We start from the raw sequence: 11,949 nt of genomic DNA, 5'->3' as shown, positions 1-11,949 counted from the left end.
CCGCCCCGGCGGCGGCGAGGCACCGTGCGAGCTGCTCCGGGCGGTCGCGGACGGGGACGACGAGCGTCGCCTCGGGGGGACCGTCCTGCGGGAGCGGCCGCGGGTGGGCGAGGCCCGCGTCGACGAGCCGGCGGCCGAGGACGCGGCCGGCCTCCCCCGGATCCTCGCCGCGGCGCAGCGCCGCGAGCGCGTGCCGCCCGGCCTCGGAGAGCGTCAGCACCCGGCGCGGCGTGCCGCCGGTGAGGACGCCGTCCGGCCCCGACCACGCGCGCGGGTCGAGGACGAGCGGCAGGCCGGGGGGCAGCGGGGTCACACCGCCAGGCCCCCGTCCACCCGCAGCTCGGCGCCCGTGACGCCGCTGCCGCCGGGACCGGCGAGGAAGACGAGCATCGCGGCGACCTCCTCGGGCTCGAGCAGGCGCTCCAGCGGCTGCTGGGCCGCGAAGGCCTCGGCGCCCGTCAGGCCGTAGAGGCGTGCGCTCTCCTCGAGGATCGCCGTGCGCGTCGAGCCCGGGCTCACCGCGTTGGCAGTCACGCCGGTGCCGCGCAGCTCGGCCGCCAGCGCCCGCACGAGTCCCACCACGCCGGCCTTCGCCGCGCAGTAGCCCGCGAGCATCGGCAGGCCGCGGCTCGCGGCGACCGAGGCGACGGCGAGGAAGCGTCCCTGGCGCGGCGCGGGGCGGCGCAGGAGCGCCGGGATCGCAGCGCGCGCGGTCGCCACGACGCCGTGGAGATCGACGTCGAGCACCGCGTCGAGCTCGTCGTCGGTCATCTCCCACAAGGGCCTCCCCCCCGCCACCACCCCGGCCCCGGCGACGACGACGTCGAGGCCGCCGTGACGCCGCTCGGCCTCCGCGACGACGTCGCCGAGCGCGGCCCGGTCGGTGACGTCGACCACCGCGGTCGTCACGAGGTCCCCGCGCAGATCCTCCAGCTCGGCCGCCGTGCCGAGCGCGTACGGCAGCCGCGGGTCGTCGGCGGCGCGGTCGACGGCGACGACGGCGAACCCGGCTGCCGCGAGCCCGCGCACGGTCGCCGCGCCGATCCCGCGGGCGGCGCCGGTGACGAGCGCCACCCGCGTCACGCCGCCCCCCACTCGTCGAGCGCGGCGGCCAGCCGCTCGGTCTCCCGCGCGAGCAGCGCGCGGCCCTCGGCGGCCGAGGCGCCGGCCGGGTCGCCGAGGACGCCGTTGGGGCTCACCGCGCGGACGCCGGCCGTGCGCAGGCGTCCGAGGACGCGTCCCAGCGGCGCGGTCTCCCCCGCCGCGGCCTCGTCGAGGCGCACGCGCGCCGGGTCGAGCGCGAGCATCAGCGAGGTCTCGCTCCGTCCGGCGTGCGCGTCGCCGGACCACCGCGGCGACCACGTGAGCACCCGGCGCCCCTCCTCCTCCAGCCGTCGGGCCGCCCCGGTCACGGCCTCGTGGTTGCCGCCGTGGGCGCTCACCAGCAGCAGGCGGGGGAAGGTCTCGGCCGCGGACCGCCCCAGCTCGACGAGCAGCAGCTCGAGCGCCGCGGTGCCGACGGAGATCGTGCCCGGGAACCCCTGGTGCTCACCGCTCGCGCCGTAGACCACGGGCGGCGCGACGACGACGCCGCGCCTGCGGCGGGCGAGGCCCTCGACGAGCGCGACCGCGAGATCGGTGTCCGTGGAGAGCGGCAGGTGGGGGCCGTGCTGCTCGACCGCCCCCACCGGGACGGCGAGGACGGCGTCGTCCGCGGCCTCGACCGCCGGCCACACGAGGTCGGCGAGCTGCGAGGCCGCGGTGGCGTCCGTCACGGCCCCGGCCGCCCGGCCGCGGCGGGCGGGGTCGCCATCGCGCCGGGCCACGGCCGCTCCCGCCCGCCGAGCGCGAAGCCGGGGGGCACGAGCACGTCCTCCCTGCGGAGGTCCGCGATCGATGCGCGCCCGAGGCCGACGAGGGTCTCGTCGATCCCGCTGCGCAGGATCTCGAGGACGTTGGCGACGCCGGACTCCCCGCCCGCGGCGAGACCCCACAGCGACGCGCGCCCGATGAGGACCGCCCGGGCGCCGAGGGCGAGCGCCTTCACGACGTCGCTGCCGCGGCGGATGCCGCCGTCGAAGAGCACCTCGACCCGGTCGCCCACCTCCTCGGCGATGCCCGGCAGCGCGCGGAGCGCCGCCGGCGAGCCGTCGACGTTGTTGCCGCCGTGGTTGGAGACGGAGATCGCGTCGGCGCCGATCTCGGCCGCCCGCCGCGCGTCGTCGGGATGCATGACGCCCTTGACGACGAACCGGCCGCCCCACGTCTCGCGCATCCAGGCGACGTCGTCCCACGACGGCAGCGGCGTCCCCATCCACTCGCCGTAGGCGTCGAAGAACCCGGGTGCCGGCTCGCCGCGCGGCACGACGTTCGGCACGGTGAGGTCCGGAAGGGCGCCGCGGCGGGCGAAGGCGAGGAGCCAGCGCGGCCGGCGCGCGACCTCCGGCCCGAACTGCACCATCGCGTGACGGTCGATCCGCTGCGGGATCGCCGGACTCCCCCAGTCGCGCCGGTGCGCGAACGTCCAGTCGAGCGTCACGATGAGCCCCTGCGCACCCGCCTGCCGCGCGCGCTCCATCACCGCGGCCATCCGCTCGCGGCTGCCCATCCAGTACATCTGGAAGAGCGTCCGCGGGTTGGCCTCCACGACCTCCTCGACGGGTCGGCTCGCGAACGAGCTCAGCCCCATCGCCGTCCCCGCGGCGTCCGCCGCGCGCGCGACCGGCACCTCGCCGTCCGGGTGGACGGCCTGGACGCCCGTCGGCGAGATGATCACCGGCAGCGCGAGCTCGTGCCCGAGCACGGTCGTGGCGAGGCCGCGCTGCGCCGGCAGCCCCGTCGCGATGCGCGGCAGGAGGCCGACCTCGGTGAACGCGGCGACGTTGTCGCTGAGCGTCAGCCCCCGCTCGGCGCCCGCGAGGAGCGCGAGGTAGACGGACCGCGGCAGCCGCGCCTGCGCGCGCCGCTGCGCTTCGGCGACGGACTCGAACCACTCACTCGTGCTCGCCATGTGTCCTCCAGTAGTCCGCCAGCGGATCCTCGTCGCAGGCGCGATCCGGCGGCCGCCTGCGGGACCGGTCCACCGACGGGCGCGGGGGCGTCGACTGGCGCACGGCGAGCAGCTCCTCGCCGTGGCCGAGCGCGCACTCGGGGTCCGGGCCGTCCAGCGGGAGGCCGGTGAAGAACTTCGCCGCCATGCAGCCGCCGCGGCAGCTGTCGTAGAACCCGCAGCTCGCGCAGGCGCCGGCCGCCTGCGGCCCGCGCAGCTCGTCGAAGAGCTCCGACGAGCGCCACACGCGCGTGAAGCCGCCCGGCTCGCGCACGTTGCCGGCGCGGAACTCCTCGTGGATCGCGAAGGGACAGGCGTAGACGTCTCCGACCGGGTCGATGAGGCACACGACGCGACCCGCGCCGCACATGCCGAGGCCGGGCAGCGACTCCCCGTAGGCGGCGAGGTGGAAGAACGAGTCCCCCGTGAGCACCTCCTCGCCGTGGTCGAGGAGCCACGCGTGGACCTCGCGCTGCTGGGCTGCCGTCGGGTGCAGCGCGTCCCAGACGTCGGCGCCCCGGCCCGAGGGCCGCAGGCGGGTGAGTCGCAGCTGGGCCCCGTAGCGGTCGGCGAGCGCCTTGAGCCCGTCGAGCTGGCCGGCGTTCTCCCGCGTGAGGACGACGGAGAGCTTCGGCTGCCGGAAGCCCGCCTCGGCCAGCCGCTCGAGCGCCGCGACGGCCATCGCGTGGGAGCCGGAGCCGCGCACGCGGTCGTTGACCTCCGCGGTCGCGCCGTCGACGGACACCTGGACGTCCACGTAGTCCGCCGCCGCCAGGCGCCGCGCGGCGTCCGGCGTGATGCGGCTGCCGTTCGTCGAGAACTTCACGCCGACGCGGTGGGCGACCGCGTAGTCGACGAGCTCCCAGAAGTCCCGGCGCACGGTCGGCTCGCCGCCCCCGATGTTGACGTAGAACACCTGCATCCGCTCGAGCTCGTCGACGACCGCGAGGCACTCCTCGGTGGTCAGCTCGCGCGGGTCCCGGCGGCCGGAGCTCGACAGGCAGTGCACGCAGGCGAGGTTGCAGGCGTAGGTCAGCTCCCACGTGAGGCAGATCGGCGCCTCGAGACCGGTCTCGAAATGGTCGACGAGACGCCCGACCGGGGCGGCCGCGGCGCTCATGCCGGCTCCCGTCGCGCGATCATCCCTGTGTCCGCGAGGGTGGCGAGCGCGTGCTCGTAGCGCCCGAGCTCGGCGTCGGGGACACCGGCCGACCGGCAGGCGTCGCGGGCCGAGGGATGCTCGGAGAGGGCGCGGACGACGTCGAGCAGCAGTCGCGACTTCAGGAAGCTCAGGCGGCGGGTCCCGAAGTGGTAGGCGAGCGCGCCGAAGGGCTCCGGGCGCAGCGCGACCTGCGGGTGCAGCGTCCAGGGAGCCTCGAGGTCGACGGAGGTCGCAGGGGTCATGCGAGCGCGGCCCTCTAGTAGACGCCGCACATGCCGTCGATCGAGACGTCCTCGACGAGGAGGTCGTCGACCACGAGCTCGTCGGCGGGCGTCACGCCGGCGATCGGGACGAGGTCGGGCTCGGGCGTCGGCGCGGTCGCGCAGACGGCGAGATCCTCGTCGACGGGCACGGAGCTGGTCGGGTGGGGCATGCTGTCCTCCGGTCTCGCGGTGGGCGGTGAGGAAGGGGTACCGCCTTCCGACACCCGGTGCCAGAACGAGAGACGACGCTTTGAGCGAATCCCCCAACGTCCGCCCCGGCCGGCCGCGCAGGACCTCGCGGCACGAGATCCAGCGCGTCGCTCTCGCGCTCTTCGCCGAGCGGGGCTTCGAGTCGACGACGCTCGACGACGTCGCGGCCGCCGTCGGCGTGAGCCGGCGGACGCTGTTCCGCTACTACGCGTCGAAGAACGACCTCGTCTGGGGGGAGTTCCGCGAGCATCTCGACGGCCTGCGAGCGCGCCTGGCGGCCGCCGACCCCGCGCGCCCGGTGATGGACGTCCTGCGCGAGGCGGTCGTCGCGTTCAACGACTACGGCGAGGACGAGATGCCGGAGCTGCGCGTCCGGCTGTCGCTCATCACGACGGTCCCGGCGCTCCAGGGGCACGCGATGCTGCGCCACGGCGAGTGGCGGGAGGCCGTGGCGGCGTTCGTCGCCGAGCGCCTCGGCACCGGCGCCCACGCCCACGTGCCGCAGGTCGTCGCGGATGCCGCGCTCGGCACCGCGATGGCGACCTACCGCCACTGGATCGACCACGAGGACGTCGACCTCCTCGCCGCGCTCGACGCCGCGTTCCGCCTGCTCGCCGAGGGGTTCGCCGACGGGCCCTTGGCCGCCGCGGTCGCCTGACGCCGCAGGACCGCGGCGCTCAGCGGCCTCGCCACGCCGGCGGGCGCTTCTCGAGGAACGCCCGCACGCCCTCCTGCACGTCCTCGGTCGCCAGCACCTCGGCGTTCGCGGCGTCGCTGCGAGCCCAGGCCTCGTCCTCGTCGATGTCGGCGGCGGCGAGCAGCACCTCCCGGGAGAGGCGCACCGCGACCGGGGCGTTCGCCGCGATCGACCCGGCGACCTCGAGCGCCGTGCCGAGCGCCTCGCCCGGCTCGCACAGTCGCGTGACGAGGCCGTGGCGGTGGGCGGCCTCCGCGTCGAGCGGCGCGCCGGTGAGCACGACCTCCAGCGCCACGGCCTTGGGCAGCAGGCGGCCGAGGTGGACGAGGCCGCCCGCGGCGGCGACGAGCCCGCGGCGGACCTCGGGCAGCCCGAAGGAGGCGCGGGTCGACGCCACCGCGATGTCGCAGGCGAGGACGAGCTCCATGCCGCCCGCGAGCGCCGGGCCGTCGACCGCCGCGACGAGCGGCTTCGTGCGCTGCCGCCGGACGAGCCCGCCGAAGCCGCCGCGCTCCGTCGAGAGCTCGGCGCCGCGGCCCTCGCCGACCGCCCGCAGGTCCGCCCCGGCGCAGAACACGGGCGCGACGCCGGTGAGGACGCCCGCGCGGAGGTCGCCGTCGGCCTCCAGGTCGTCGATCGCCGCCTCGATGCCGCGCGCGACCGCTGGGTCGATCGCGTTCCGCGCCTCGGGGCGGTCGATGGTCAGCACGGCGCAGGCGCCGTGACGCTCGAAGCGGACGGGGGTCATGGCTCGCCCGACCCTCGCGCCACGCAGGCGGCGCAGCGCGAGAGGCGGGCCCGCCGTCTGTGGGCCTCTCCAACCGCGCCCCTCCGCAGCCGGGTGGAGCACACGGCATCCGGGCAGGATCATCATGAGATGGCAGCGAGGGACACAGCGGCCGCCGAGAGCGCGGGAACGGGCGCGTCGCCCGTCGACCAGGCGGTCTTCAGGGACGTCATCGGGCGCTTCGCCAGCGGGGTGACGATCATCAGCACCCGGCTGGGCGACCGCGACCTCGGAACGACGGCGAGCGCGGTGTCCTCGCTGTCGATGGATCCGCCGATGCTCCTCATCTGCATGAACCGCACGAGCGAGACCGGCCAGGCGATCTCCGAGACCGGCCGCTTCGTCGTCAACATCCTCGGCGAGGACCAGGCCGGGCTCGCCAAGCACTTCGCGACGAAGGACCCCGACAAGTTCGCGGACGTCGAGGTGCAGCGCGGGCCGTCCGGCCTGCCCCGCCTCGCACGCGCGCTCGGGCACCTGGAGTGCCGCGTGGCGGAGACGGCGACGGGCGGCACGCACACCGTCTTCCTGTCGCACGTCGAGCACGCGAGTGCGACGGAGGGCAGCCCGCTCACGTACTTCCGCGGGCGCTTCGGCCGCTTCGAGGACGCGGCCCAGGAGGCCGCCTACCAGCAGCTGCGCCGCCTCGTCATGAGCCGCACGCTCGGCCCGGGCGAGACGCTCTCGGTCGAGGACCTCGCCGACGAGTTCGAGGTGGACCGACACCGCATCCAGTACGCCCTCACGAAGCTCATGGGCGACGGGCTCGTCGAGCGCGACCCGGACCGCGGGTTCATCGTGCGGCCACTCGACGCGAGGATGGCGCGCGACGCGATCGAGGCCCGGTGCATGATCGAGATGGCCGTCGCCGACCAGCTCGCCGGCCATGTGGACGAGGGGACCCTCGCCGACCTGCGCCGTCACGCGCAGATGGCCTGCGAAGCCGTCGCCCAGGACCCGCCGGACTACCAGCTGCTGCGCTCGTCGGGCCGCAAGTTCCACGCGACGTTCATCGCGCTCGCCGGCAACCAGACCCTCATCGACGTGTACCGGCGCCTGCGCATCGACGCGATCTGGGGCCGGCTCCTGCGGGGGCGGCACCTCTCCCCCGCGTACCTCGTCGAGGTCGTCGACGGCCTCGCGGCGGGCGACGCGGCGGTGGCCAAGCGCGCGCTGCGCGAGCACGCCGACCACGCGATCGAGGTGGTCGACGAGATGATCGCCGAGGCCGGCGGCAGCATCTGATCCGCCGCGGCCCGGGCCGGCGGCCCGGGACGGCGGCCGGGGCCGCCGTCCCCGCGCCTCCTCCGTCAGTAGTTGCGGCCGTTGACGGACCAGCCGCCGTCGACGCACTCGTGGAGGCCGGTCGAGAAGCTCCCGTCCTCGGAGAAGAAGTAGGCCATCTTCCCGGCGATCTCCTCCGGGCGCCCGAGCCGCTTGATCATGTGCGAGTTCTCGTTCTGCTTCTTCATCTCGGGCGTGATGTCGGCGAGGATCGGCGTGTCGATCGTGCCCGGGCAGATCGCGTTGACGAGGATGTTGTCGGGGGCGTAGTTGAGCGCCGCCTGCTGGGTGAGCCCGATGACGCCGGCCTTCGCCGCCGAGTACGACGCGAGGTTCTCGAGGCCCTTGAGGGCCGCAAGGCTGGAGATGTTCACGATCCGGCCACCGCCCTGCTCCTGCATGTGCGGGATGACGGCCTGCATGCCGAGCCAGACGCCGCGCAGGTCGGTGTCGATGACGAAGTCCCAGCCCTCGTCGGTGAGTCCGACGACGGAGTCCTCGGACTTCATGTTCACGACGCCGGCGACGTTGCCGAGGAAGTCGACCTTGCCGTAGGTGTCGATCGCCTCCTTCACCGTGCGGTTCCAGTCCTCGCGCTTGCGCACGTCCATCTGGATCTGATGCCCTTCGCCGCCGTCACCCTTGATGCCGTCGAGCGTCGTCGGGTCGTCCTGGAGGTCGGCGATGACCACCTTGGCGCCCTCCGAGGCGAGCCGCCGGCAGCACGCCTGGCCGATGCCCTGCACGCCGCCGCTGATGATCGCCACCTTGCCGTCGAACCGTCCCATCAACTGCTCTCCTTGTCGTATCGGCTTTCAGGACCGACAACGACCCTAGGGACGGGGTGTCGAATGGGCCGCGGCCTCAGTCGCCGGGGTTGGCCGAAGTCACAACGGCCCCCGGGGCCGGGGTGCCGAGGCGGTCCTCGAGCCGGAGGATGAGCAGCGCGAGCTGGACGGCGAGCTGGACGTCGCCGTCGGCGGCGATGTCGAGGCCGATGATCTCCTCGATGCGCGCGAGCCGGTAGCGGACCGTGTTCTCGTGGACGCCGAGGTGCTCGGCCGACCGACGCGCGCTGCGCGAGCACTCGAAGAACGACTGCAGCGTCACGAAGAGATCGTGCGTGCCGGCGTCGTCGGCGTCGAGCAGCGCGCCGAGCGTGTCGCGCACGAAGCGGTCGGCCTCACGACGGTCGGCGGTCGCCAGCAGCAGCCGGCCGGCCCCCAGGTCGTCGGCCGCGAGGACGTGCACCTGGCCCTCGGCGCCGAACGTCGAGATCCCGCGGCTGATCTGCCGCGCCTGCTCGTAGGCCCCCGGGATGTCCGCGGCGCCCCGGCACGTCGTCGAGATCGCCGCCGTGACCGACCCGTCGGCCGCCAAGTGCTCGACGACCTCGCGCACGAGTCGCTTGGACTGCTGGATGGCTTCGCTCGTGGGGACGTCCTGCGCGCGCTCGAGGATGACCGCCGCGCCCCGCTCGACACCCGCGACGCAGGCGCGGAGACCAGGGGCGACGTGGGCGAAGGCCTCGGCCACCCGCCCGCTCGACAGCGCCCCATGGGTCGACTGCTCGCGGAGCGACAGGAGGACCACGAGGTGGGGCTCGCTCAGCGCCATGCCGTGGTAGTCGGCGCGGCGCGTGAGCGACGCCTCGTCGTCCGAGGCGTGGAGCAGGTCGCGGGCGAGCGCCTCGATCGCGTGCGACTCGGCCTCGGCCGCGCGCTTCTTGCCGCTGAGGGCGAGCGCGATGACCGTCGCCGTGCGGCGCGCGACGATGGCGTCCTGCGCGCCGAAGCGCGAGCGGTGCTCGGTGAGCACCAGGTATCCCCAGTCCTCGTCACCGACGCGGACGAGCGCGACGAGGCAGCGCTGATGCAGACCGACGGCGGGCACCGGCGGGATGACGCTCGGCCGCCGCACGGTGAGCTGCGAGAGCACGTCGCGGACCGCCGGGTCGCGGAGCGCGGCCGCGTCGAAGGCGCGCGGCAGGACGGCGTCGCCCGACGGCGCCGCGTGGGCGAGCCGCCGGTACTCGGCGTCGTGGATCGAGCACGGCTTGCCCGTCATCTCCGTCACCGACGCCGCGATCTCCGCGAGGTTCGCGCCCTCGAGGACGAGGTTCGTGAGCCGGTCCTCCAGCGCCGCGGCCCGCCGCAGCATCGCGTTCTGCTGGGCGGCCGTGCTGAGCGTGGCGCGCAGGTCGCGGGTGAGCTGCGCCTGCGAGATCGCGATCGCCGCGAGGTTCGCGAACGTCTGCGCGAGCTCCTGCTCGTCGTCGGTGTAGTCGTGCGGCACGTCCTCGTTGTCGAGGAACAGGAGCCCGATGACGTCCTCGGAGAGCACCATCGGGACGCCGAGCATCGAGCGCACGTCCCACTCGAGCATCGCCGCGCGGACCGGGCGCGGGTCCGACTGCGCGTTGACGATGAGCACCGGCTCCTTGGTGCGGAGGATCTCCGCGGTGAAGCCGTCGGCCTCGATCCCGACCGTCAGCCGCTTGATCGCGACGTCGATGTCGTGGTCGGCGTGCGCCACCTGACCGCGGAACATGCCGGTCGCGGTGTCGCGCAGGTAGACGCTGCAACGCCGGATGCGCAGGAGCGTGCAGATGCGCTCCGCGACGAGGTGCAGCAGCCGGTCGAGGTCGGTCTGCTCGTTGATGGCCGCAGCCACCTCGCCGAAGGCCGCCACGACCTCCGGGTAGCCGGGGGGGCGCCGCCTCTGGGCCACGTCCGTGCCCGCCGCCGTCGTCCGCAGCGACATCGTCATGCTCCCGCCCGCCCCTGGAACGCCTGCCGGACCCTCGTGCGGAGCATCATGAGCACCTTCCTTGCGGGTGACCCGACCGGCGCTCATGGCTCCTCCACCGGGAACGCCGGCCCTTTGTCGCCTTCCGTGGACGCATCACCGGCGGCCATGCCTTTGGGGCGTTCCACAGCGACACACCGACTGTACCGATCGGTCTGCTTCTGGCGCAAGTGCGTCATGTCGATGACTTCTCCTTTCCGGTGTCACGCGGCCGCGGCCGCGGTCGTGGTCCCGGGTCCCGGCACCCACGCGGCCGCCGCCAGGCCGGCGAGCGCGACCGCCCCCGAGACGGCGAAGGCCGCGACGTAGGCGCCTTCGGCGGGACGCGCGGAGCCGGCGATGCGGTCGGCGGCGAGGATCGCCGTCGCGACCGCCGCTCCCAGCGAGCCGCCGACCGTCCGCATGATCGTCGTGATGCCGGTGGCGATGCCGATGTCGCCCTGCGGGACGGCGGCGACGACGAGCACCGACACGGCGGTGAAGGCGCAGGCGATGCCGAGCCCGAGCAGGCTCACTCCGGCGAGGACGAGGAGGATGCTCCCGTGCGCGACCGCGAGCACGCCGAACGCCGCGACGGCGAGCGCCATCCCCGTGGCGAGCACGGCGCGGAAGCCCACGCGCTCCCCGAGCACTCCGGAGAACGGTCCCGCGAGGAGCATCCCCGCGGCTCCGGGGACCATGAGGAGCCCCGCCTCGAGGAGCGTGAGGCCGAGGCCGTACCCGGTCGCGGTGGGAGCCTGGGCGAGCTGCGGCACGAGGACGAAGCCGCTGAACATCGACAGCCCGGCGAGCAGCGCGCTCACGTTCGTCGCCAGCACCGGGCGCCGGGCGAGCAGATCGACGTCGACGAGCGGGTGGGAGGTGCGCCGCTCGATCGGGAGGAACGCGACGAGCAGCAGACCGCCGACCACCAGGCACGCCAGCGTCCCGGCGGAGTCGAGGCCCCACGTGCCCGCCTGGGAGACGCCGAGCAGGACCGCGCCCAGTCCCGTCGCGAGCACCGTCGCCCCCAGCAGGTCGATGCCGCCCCGGTCACGGGCCGGCGAGGGCGGCACGACCGTCCACGCCGCCACGGCGCCCGGGAGGGCGAGCAGCAGGAGCGCCCAGAAGACCCACGGGAGGCCGCCGGCCTCCGTGAGCAGGCCGGCGAGCGGGAACCCGGCGGAGGCGCCCGCGCCGAACATGGCGGCGACGAGGCCGATGCCCCACGACCGCCGCTCCGGTGGGAGCTCGTCGCTCGCGATCCCGAACGCGAGCGGGAAGGCCCCGCCCGCGACGCCCTGCAGGAGGCGCCCCGCGACGAGGACCTCGATGCTCTGGGCGAGCGCGCTGATCGCGCAGCCGGCGCTGAACACGAGGAGGACCCAGCCGAGGACGCGTCCCTTGCCGTAGAGGTCGCCGAGCTTCCCCGCCAGCGGCGTGGCCACCGACGCCGACAGCAGGTAGCCGGTCACCGCCCACGCCGCAGCGGAGGTCGAGGCGTCGAGCTCCCGCGCGATCTCGGGGACGCCCGCGATGACGGCCGTCTGCGCGATCGAGAACGACAGGGCCGCCACGAGCAGGACGCCGAGCACCGCGCCGACCGGTGCGGCCCGCCGCCCGCCGCGGCCGGACGGCCGGGCGGCCGTGGGTCCGCGGGGGCCCATCCGGCTCAGCGCGTCGGCGTCTCGGCGTGCGACACCGTGCCCC

General features: G+C 75.0%; 12 protein-coding genes and 1 pseudogene. 2 read left to right on the top strand and 11 right to left on the bottom strand.

The genetic code is table 11. From position 1 onward, the window contains the following. The 7 genes and pseudogenes from ACME2J_RS00730 to mftA all read right to left on the bottom strand — a co-directional run. Positions 1-313 (bottom strand): annotated as a pseudogene (locus ACME2J_RS00730) (mycofactocin biosynthesis glycosyltransferase MftF); the annotation flags it as partial. After that, a complete protein-coding gene (locus ACME2J_RS00725) occupies positions 310-1,083 on the bottom strand; it encodes a mycofactocin-coupled SDR family oxidoreductase (RefSeq protein ID WP_495542937.1) in 774 nt (257 codons plus the stop codon). The gene ACME2J_RS00725 and the pseudogene ACME2J_RS00730, both read right to left, overlap by 4 nt. Further along, positions 1,080-1,775 carry a mycofactocin biosynthesis peptidyl-dipeptidase MftE gene (gene mftE / locus ACME2J_RS00720; protein WP_495542936.1) on the bottom strand — a complete coding sequence of 232 codons (696 nt, stop codon included), beginning with the start codon at positions 1,773-1,775 and terminating at the stop codon, positions 1,080-1,082. Before mftE ends, ACME2J_RS00725 begins: the two co-directional genes overlap by 4 nt. Beyond that, entirely contained in the window at positions 1,772-3,010 is a 1,239-nt protein-coding gene (gene mftD / locus ACME2J_RS00715) for a pre-mycofactocin synthase MftD (protein ID WP_495542935.1), read from the bottom strand. The genes mftE and mftD overlap by 4 nt, the downstream gene beginning before the upstream one ends. After that, positions 2,994-4,169, bottom strand: coding sequence for a mycofactocin radical SAM maturase (gene mftC / locus ACME2J_RS00710; RefSeq protein ID WP_495542934.1), 1,176 nt, complete (start codon positions 4,167-4,169; stop codon positions 2,994-2,996). The genes mftD and mftC overlap by 17 nt, the downstream gene beginning before the upstream one ends. After that, entirely contained in the window at positions 4,166-4,453 is a 288-nt protein-coding gene (mftB, locus tag ACME2J_RS00705) for a mycofactocin biosynthesis chaperone MftB (RefSeq protein ID WP_495542933.1), read from the bottom strand. The genes mftC and mftB overlap by 4 nt, the downstream gene beginning before the upstream one ends. A gap of 14 nt (positions 4,454-4,467) precedes the next feature. Then, entirely contained in the window at positions 4,468-4,644 is a 177-nt protein-coding gene (gene mftA, locus ACME2J_RS00700) for a mycofactocin precursor MftA (protein WP_495542932.1), read from the bottom strand. Positions 4,645-4,724: 80 nt separating this feature from the next. On the opposite strand from mftA, the gene mftR reads away from it, so the two are divergent. Next, positions 4,725-5,342, top strand: coding sequence for a mycofactocin system transcriptional regulator MftR (gene mftR, locus ACME2J_RS00695; protein WP_495542931.1), 618 nt, complete (start codon positions 4,725-4,727; stop codon positions 5,340-5,342). Between the two features lie 19 nt (positions 5,343-5,361). On the opposite strand, the gene ACME2J_RS00690 is transcribed toward mftR, so the two are convergent. Then, positions 5,362-6,129, bottom strand: coding sequence for a crotonase/enoyl-CoA hydratase family protein (locus ACME2J_RS00690; RefSeq protein ID WP_495542930.1), 768 nt, complete (start codon positions 6,127-6,129; stop codon positions 5,362-5,364). Between the two features lie 129 nt (positions 6,130-6,258). Here ACME2J_RS00690 and ACME2J_RS00685 point away from each other — a divergent pair, with 129 nt between their 5' ends. Continuing rightward, entirely contained in the window at positions 6,259-7,413 is a 1,155-nt protein-coding gene (locus ACME2J_RS00685; protein ID WP_495542929.1) for a flavin reductase, read from the top strand. A gap of 65 nt (positions 7,414-7,478) precedes the next feature. On the opposite strand, the gene ACME2J_RS00680 is transcribed toward ACME2J_RS00685, so the two are convergent. The 3 genes from ACME2J_RS00680 to ACME2J_RS00670 form a co-directional block, all read right to left on the bottom strand. Further along, on the bottom strand, positions 7,479-8,240 hold the full coding sequence (locus tag ACME2J_RS00680) for an SDR family NAD(P)-dependent oxidoreductase (protein WP_495542928.1): 762 nt from the start codon (positions 8,238-8,240) through the stop codon (positions 7,479-7,481). Positions 8,241-8,316: 76 nt separating this feature from the next. Then, the gene (locus tag ACME2J_RS00675; protein ID WP_495542927.1) at positions 8,317-10,215 is read right to left on the bottom strand and encodes a helix-turn-helix domain-containing protein; all 1,899 of its coding nucleotides are present in this window, start codon (positions 10,213-10,215) and stop codon (positions 8,317-8,319) included. Between the two features lie 248 nt (positions 10,216-10,463). Continuing rightward, the gene (locus ACME2J_RS00670; protein ID WP_495542926.1) at positions 10,464-11,906 is read right to left on the bottom strand and encodes an MFS transporter; all 1,443 of its coding nucleotides are present in this window, start codon (positions 11,904-11,906) and stop codon (positions 10,464-10,466) included. Positions 11,907-11,949: the final 43 nt, after the last annotated feature.

The organism is Paraconexibacter sp., from assembly GCF_059438195.1.
This window is presented reverse-complemented; position numbering and strand designations above follow the sequence as displayed.

Bases quoted from the DNA above. Each gene is read 5' to 3' on its own strand.
- mftA (WP_495542932.1), bottom strand. From the start codon at position 4,644: ATGCCCCACCCGACCAGCTCCGTGCCCGTCGACGAGGATCTCGCCGTC.
- ACME2J_RS00690 (WP_495542930.1), bottom strand. From the start codon at position 6,129: ATGACCCCCGTCCGCTTCGAGCGTCACGGCGCCTGCGCCGTGCTGACC.
- mftC (WP_495542934.1), bottom strand. From the start codon at position 4,169: ATGAGCGCCGCGGCCGCCCCGGTCGGGCGTCTCGTCGACCATTTCGAG.
- ACME2J_RS00675 (WP_495542927.1), bottom strand. From the start codon at position 10,215: ATGTCGCTGCGGACGACGGCGGCGGGCACGGACGTGGCCCAGAGGCGG.
- mftD (WP_495542935.1), bottom strand. From the start codon at position 3,010: ATGGCGAGCACGAGTGAGTGGTTCGAGTCCGTCGCCGAAGCGCAGCGG.
- ACME2J_RS00685 (WP_495542929.1), top strand. From the start codon at position 6,259: ATGGCAGCGAGGGACACAGCGGCCGCCGAGAGCGCGGGAACGGGCGCG.
- ACME2J_RS00670 (WP_495542926.1), bottom strand. From the start codon at position 11,906: ATGGGCCCCCGCGGACCCACGGCCGCCCGGCCGTCCGGCCGCGGCGGG.
- ACME2J_RS00680 (WP_495542928.1), bottom strand. From the start codon at position 8,240: ATGGGACGGTTCGACGGCAAGGTGGCGATCATCAGCGGCGGCGTGCAG.
- mftB (WP_495542933.1), bottom strand. From the start codon at position 4,453: ATGACCCCTGCGACCTCCGTCGACCTCGAGGCTCCCTGGACGCTGCAC.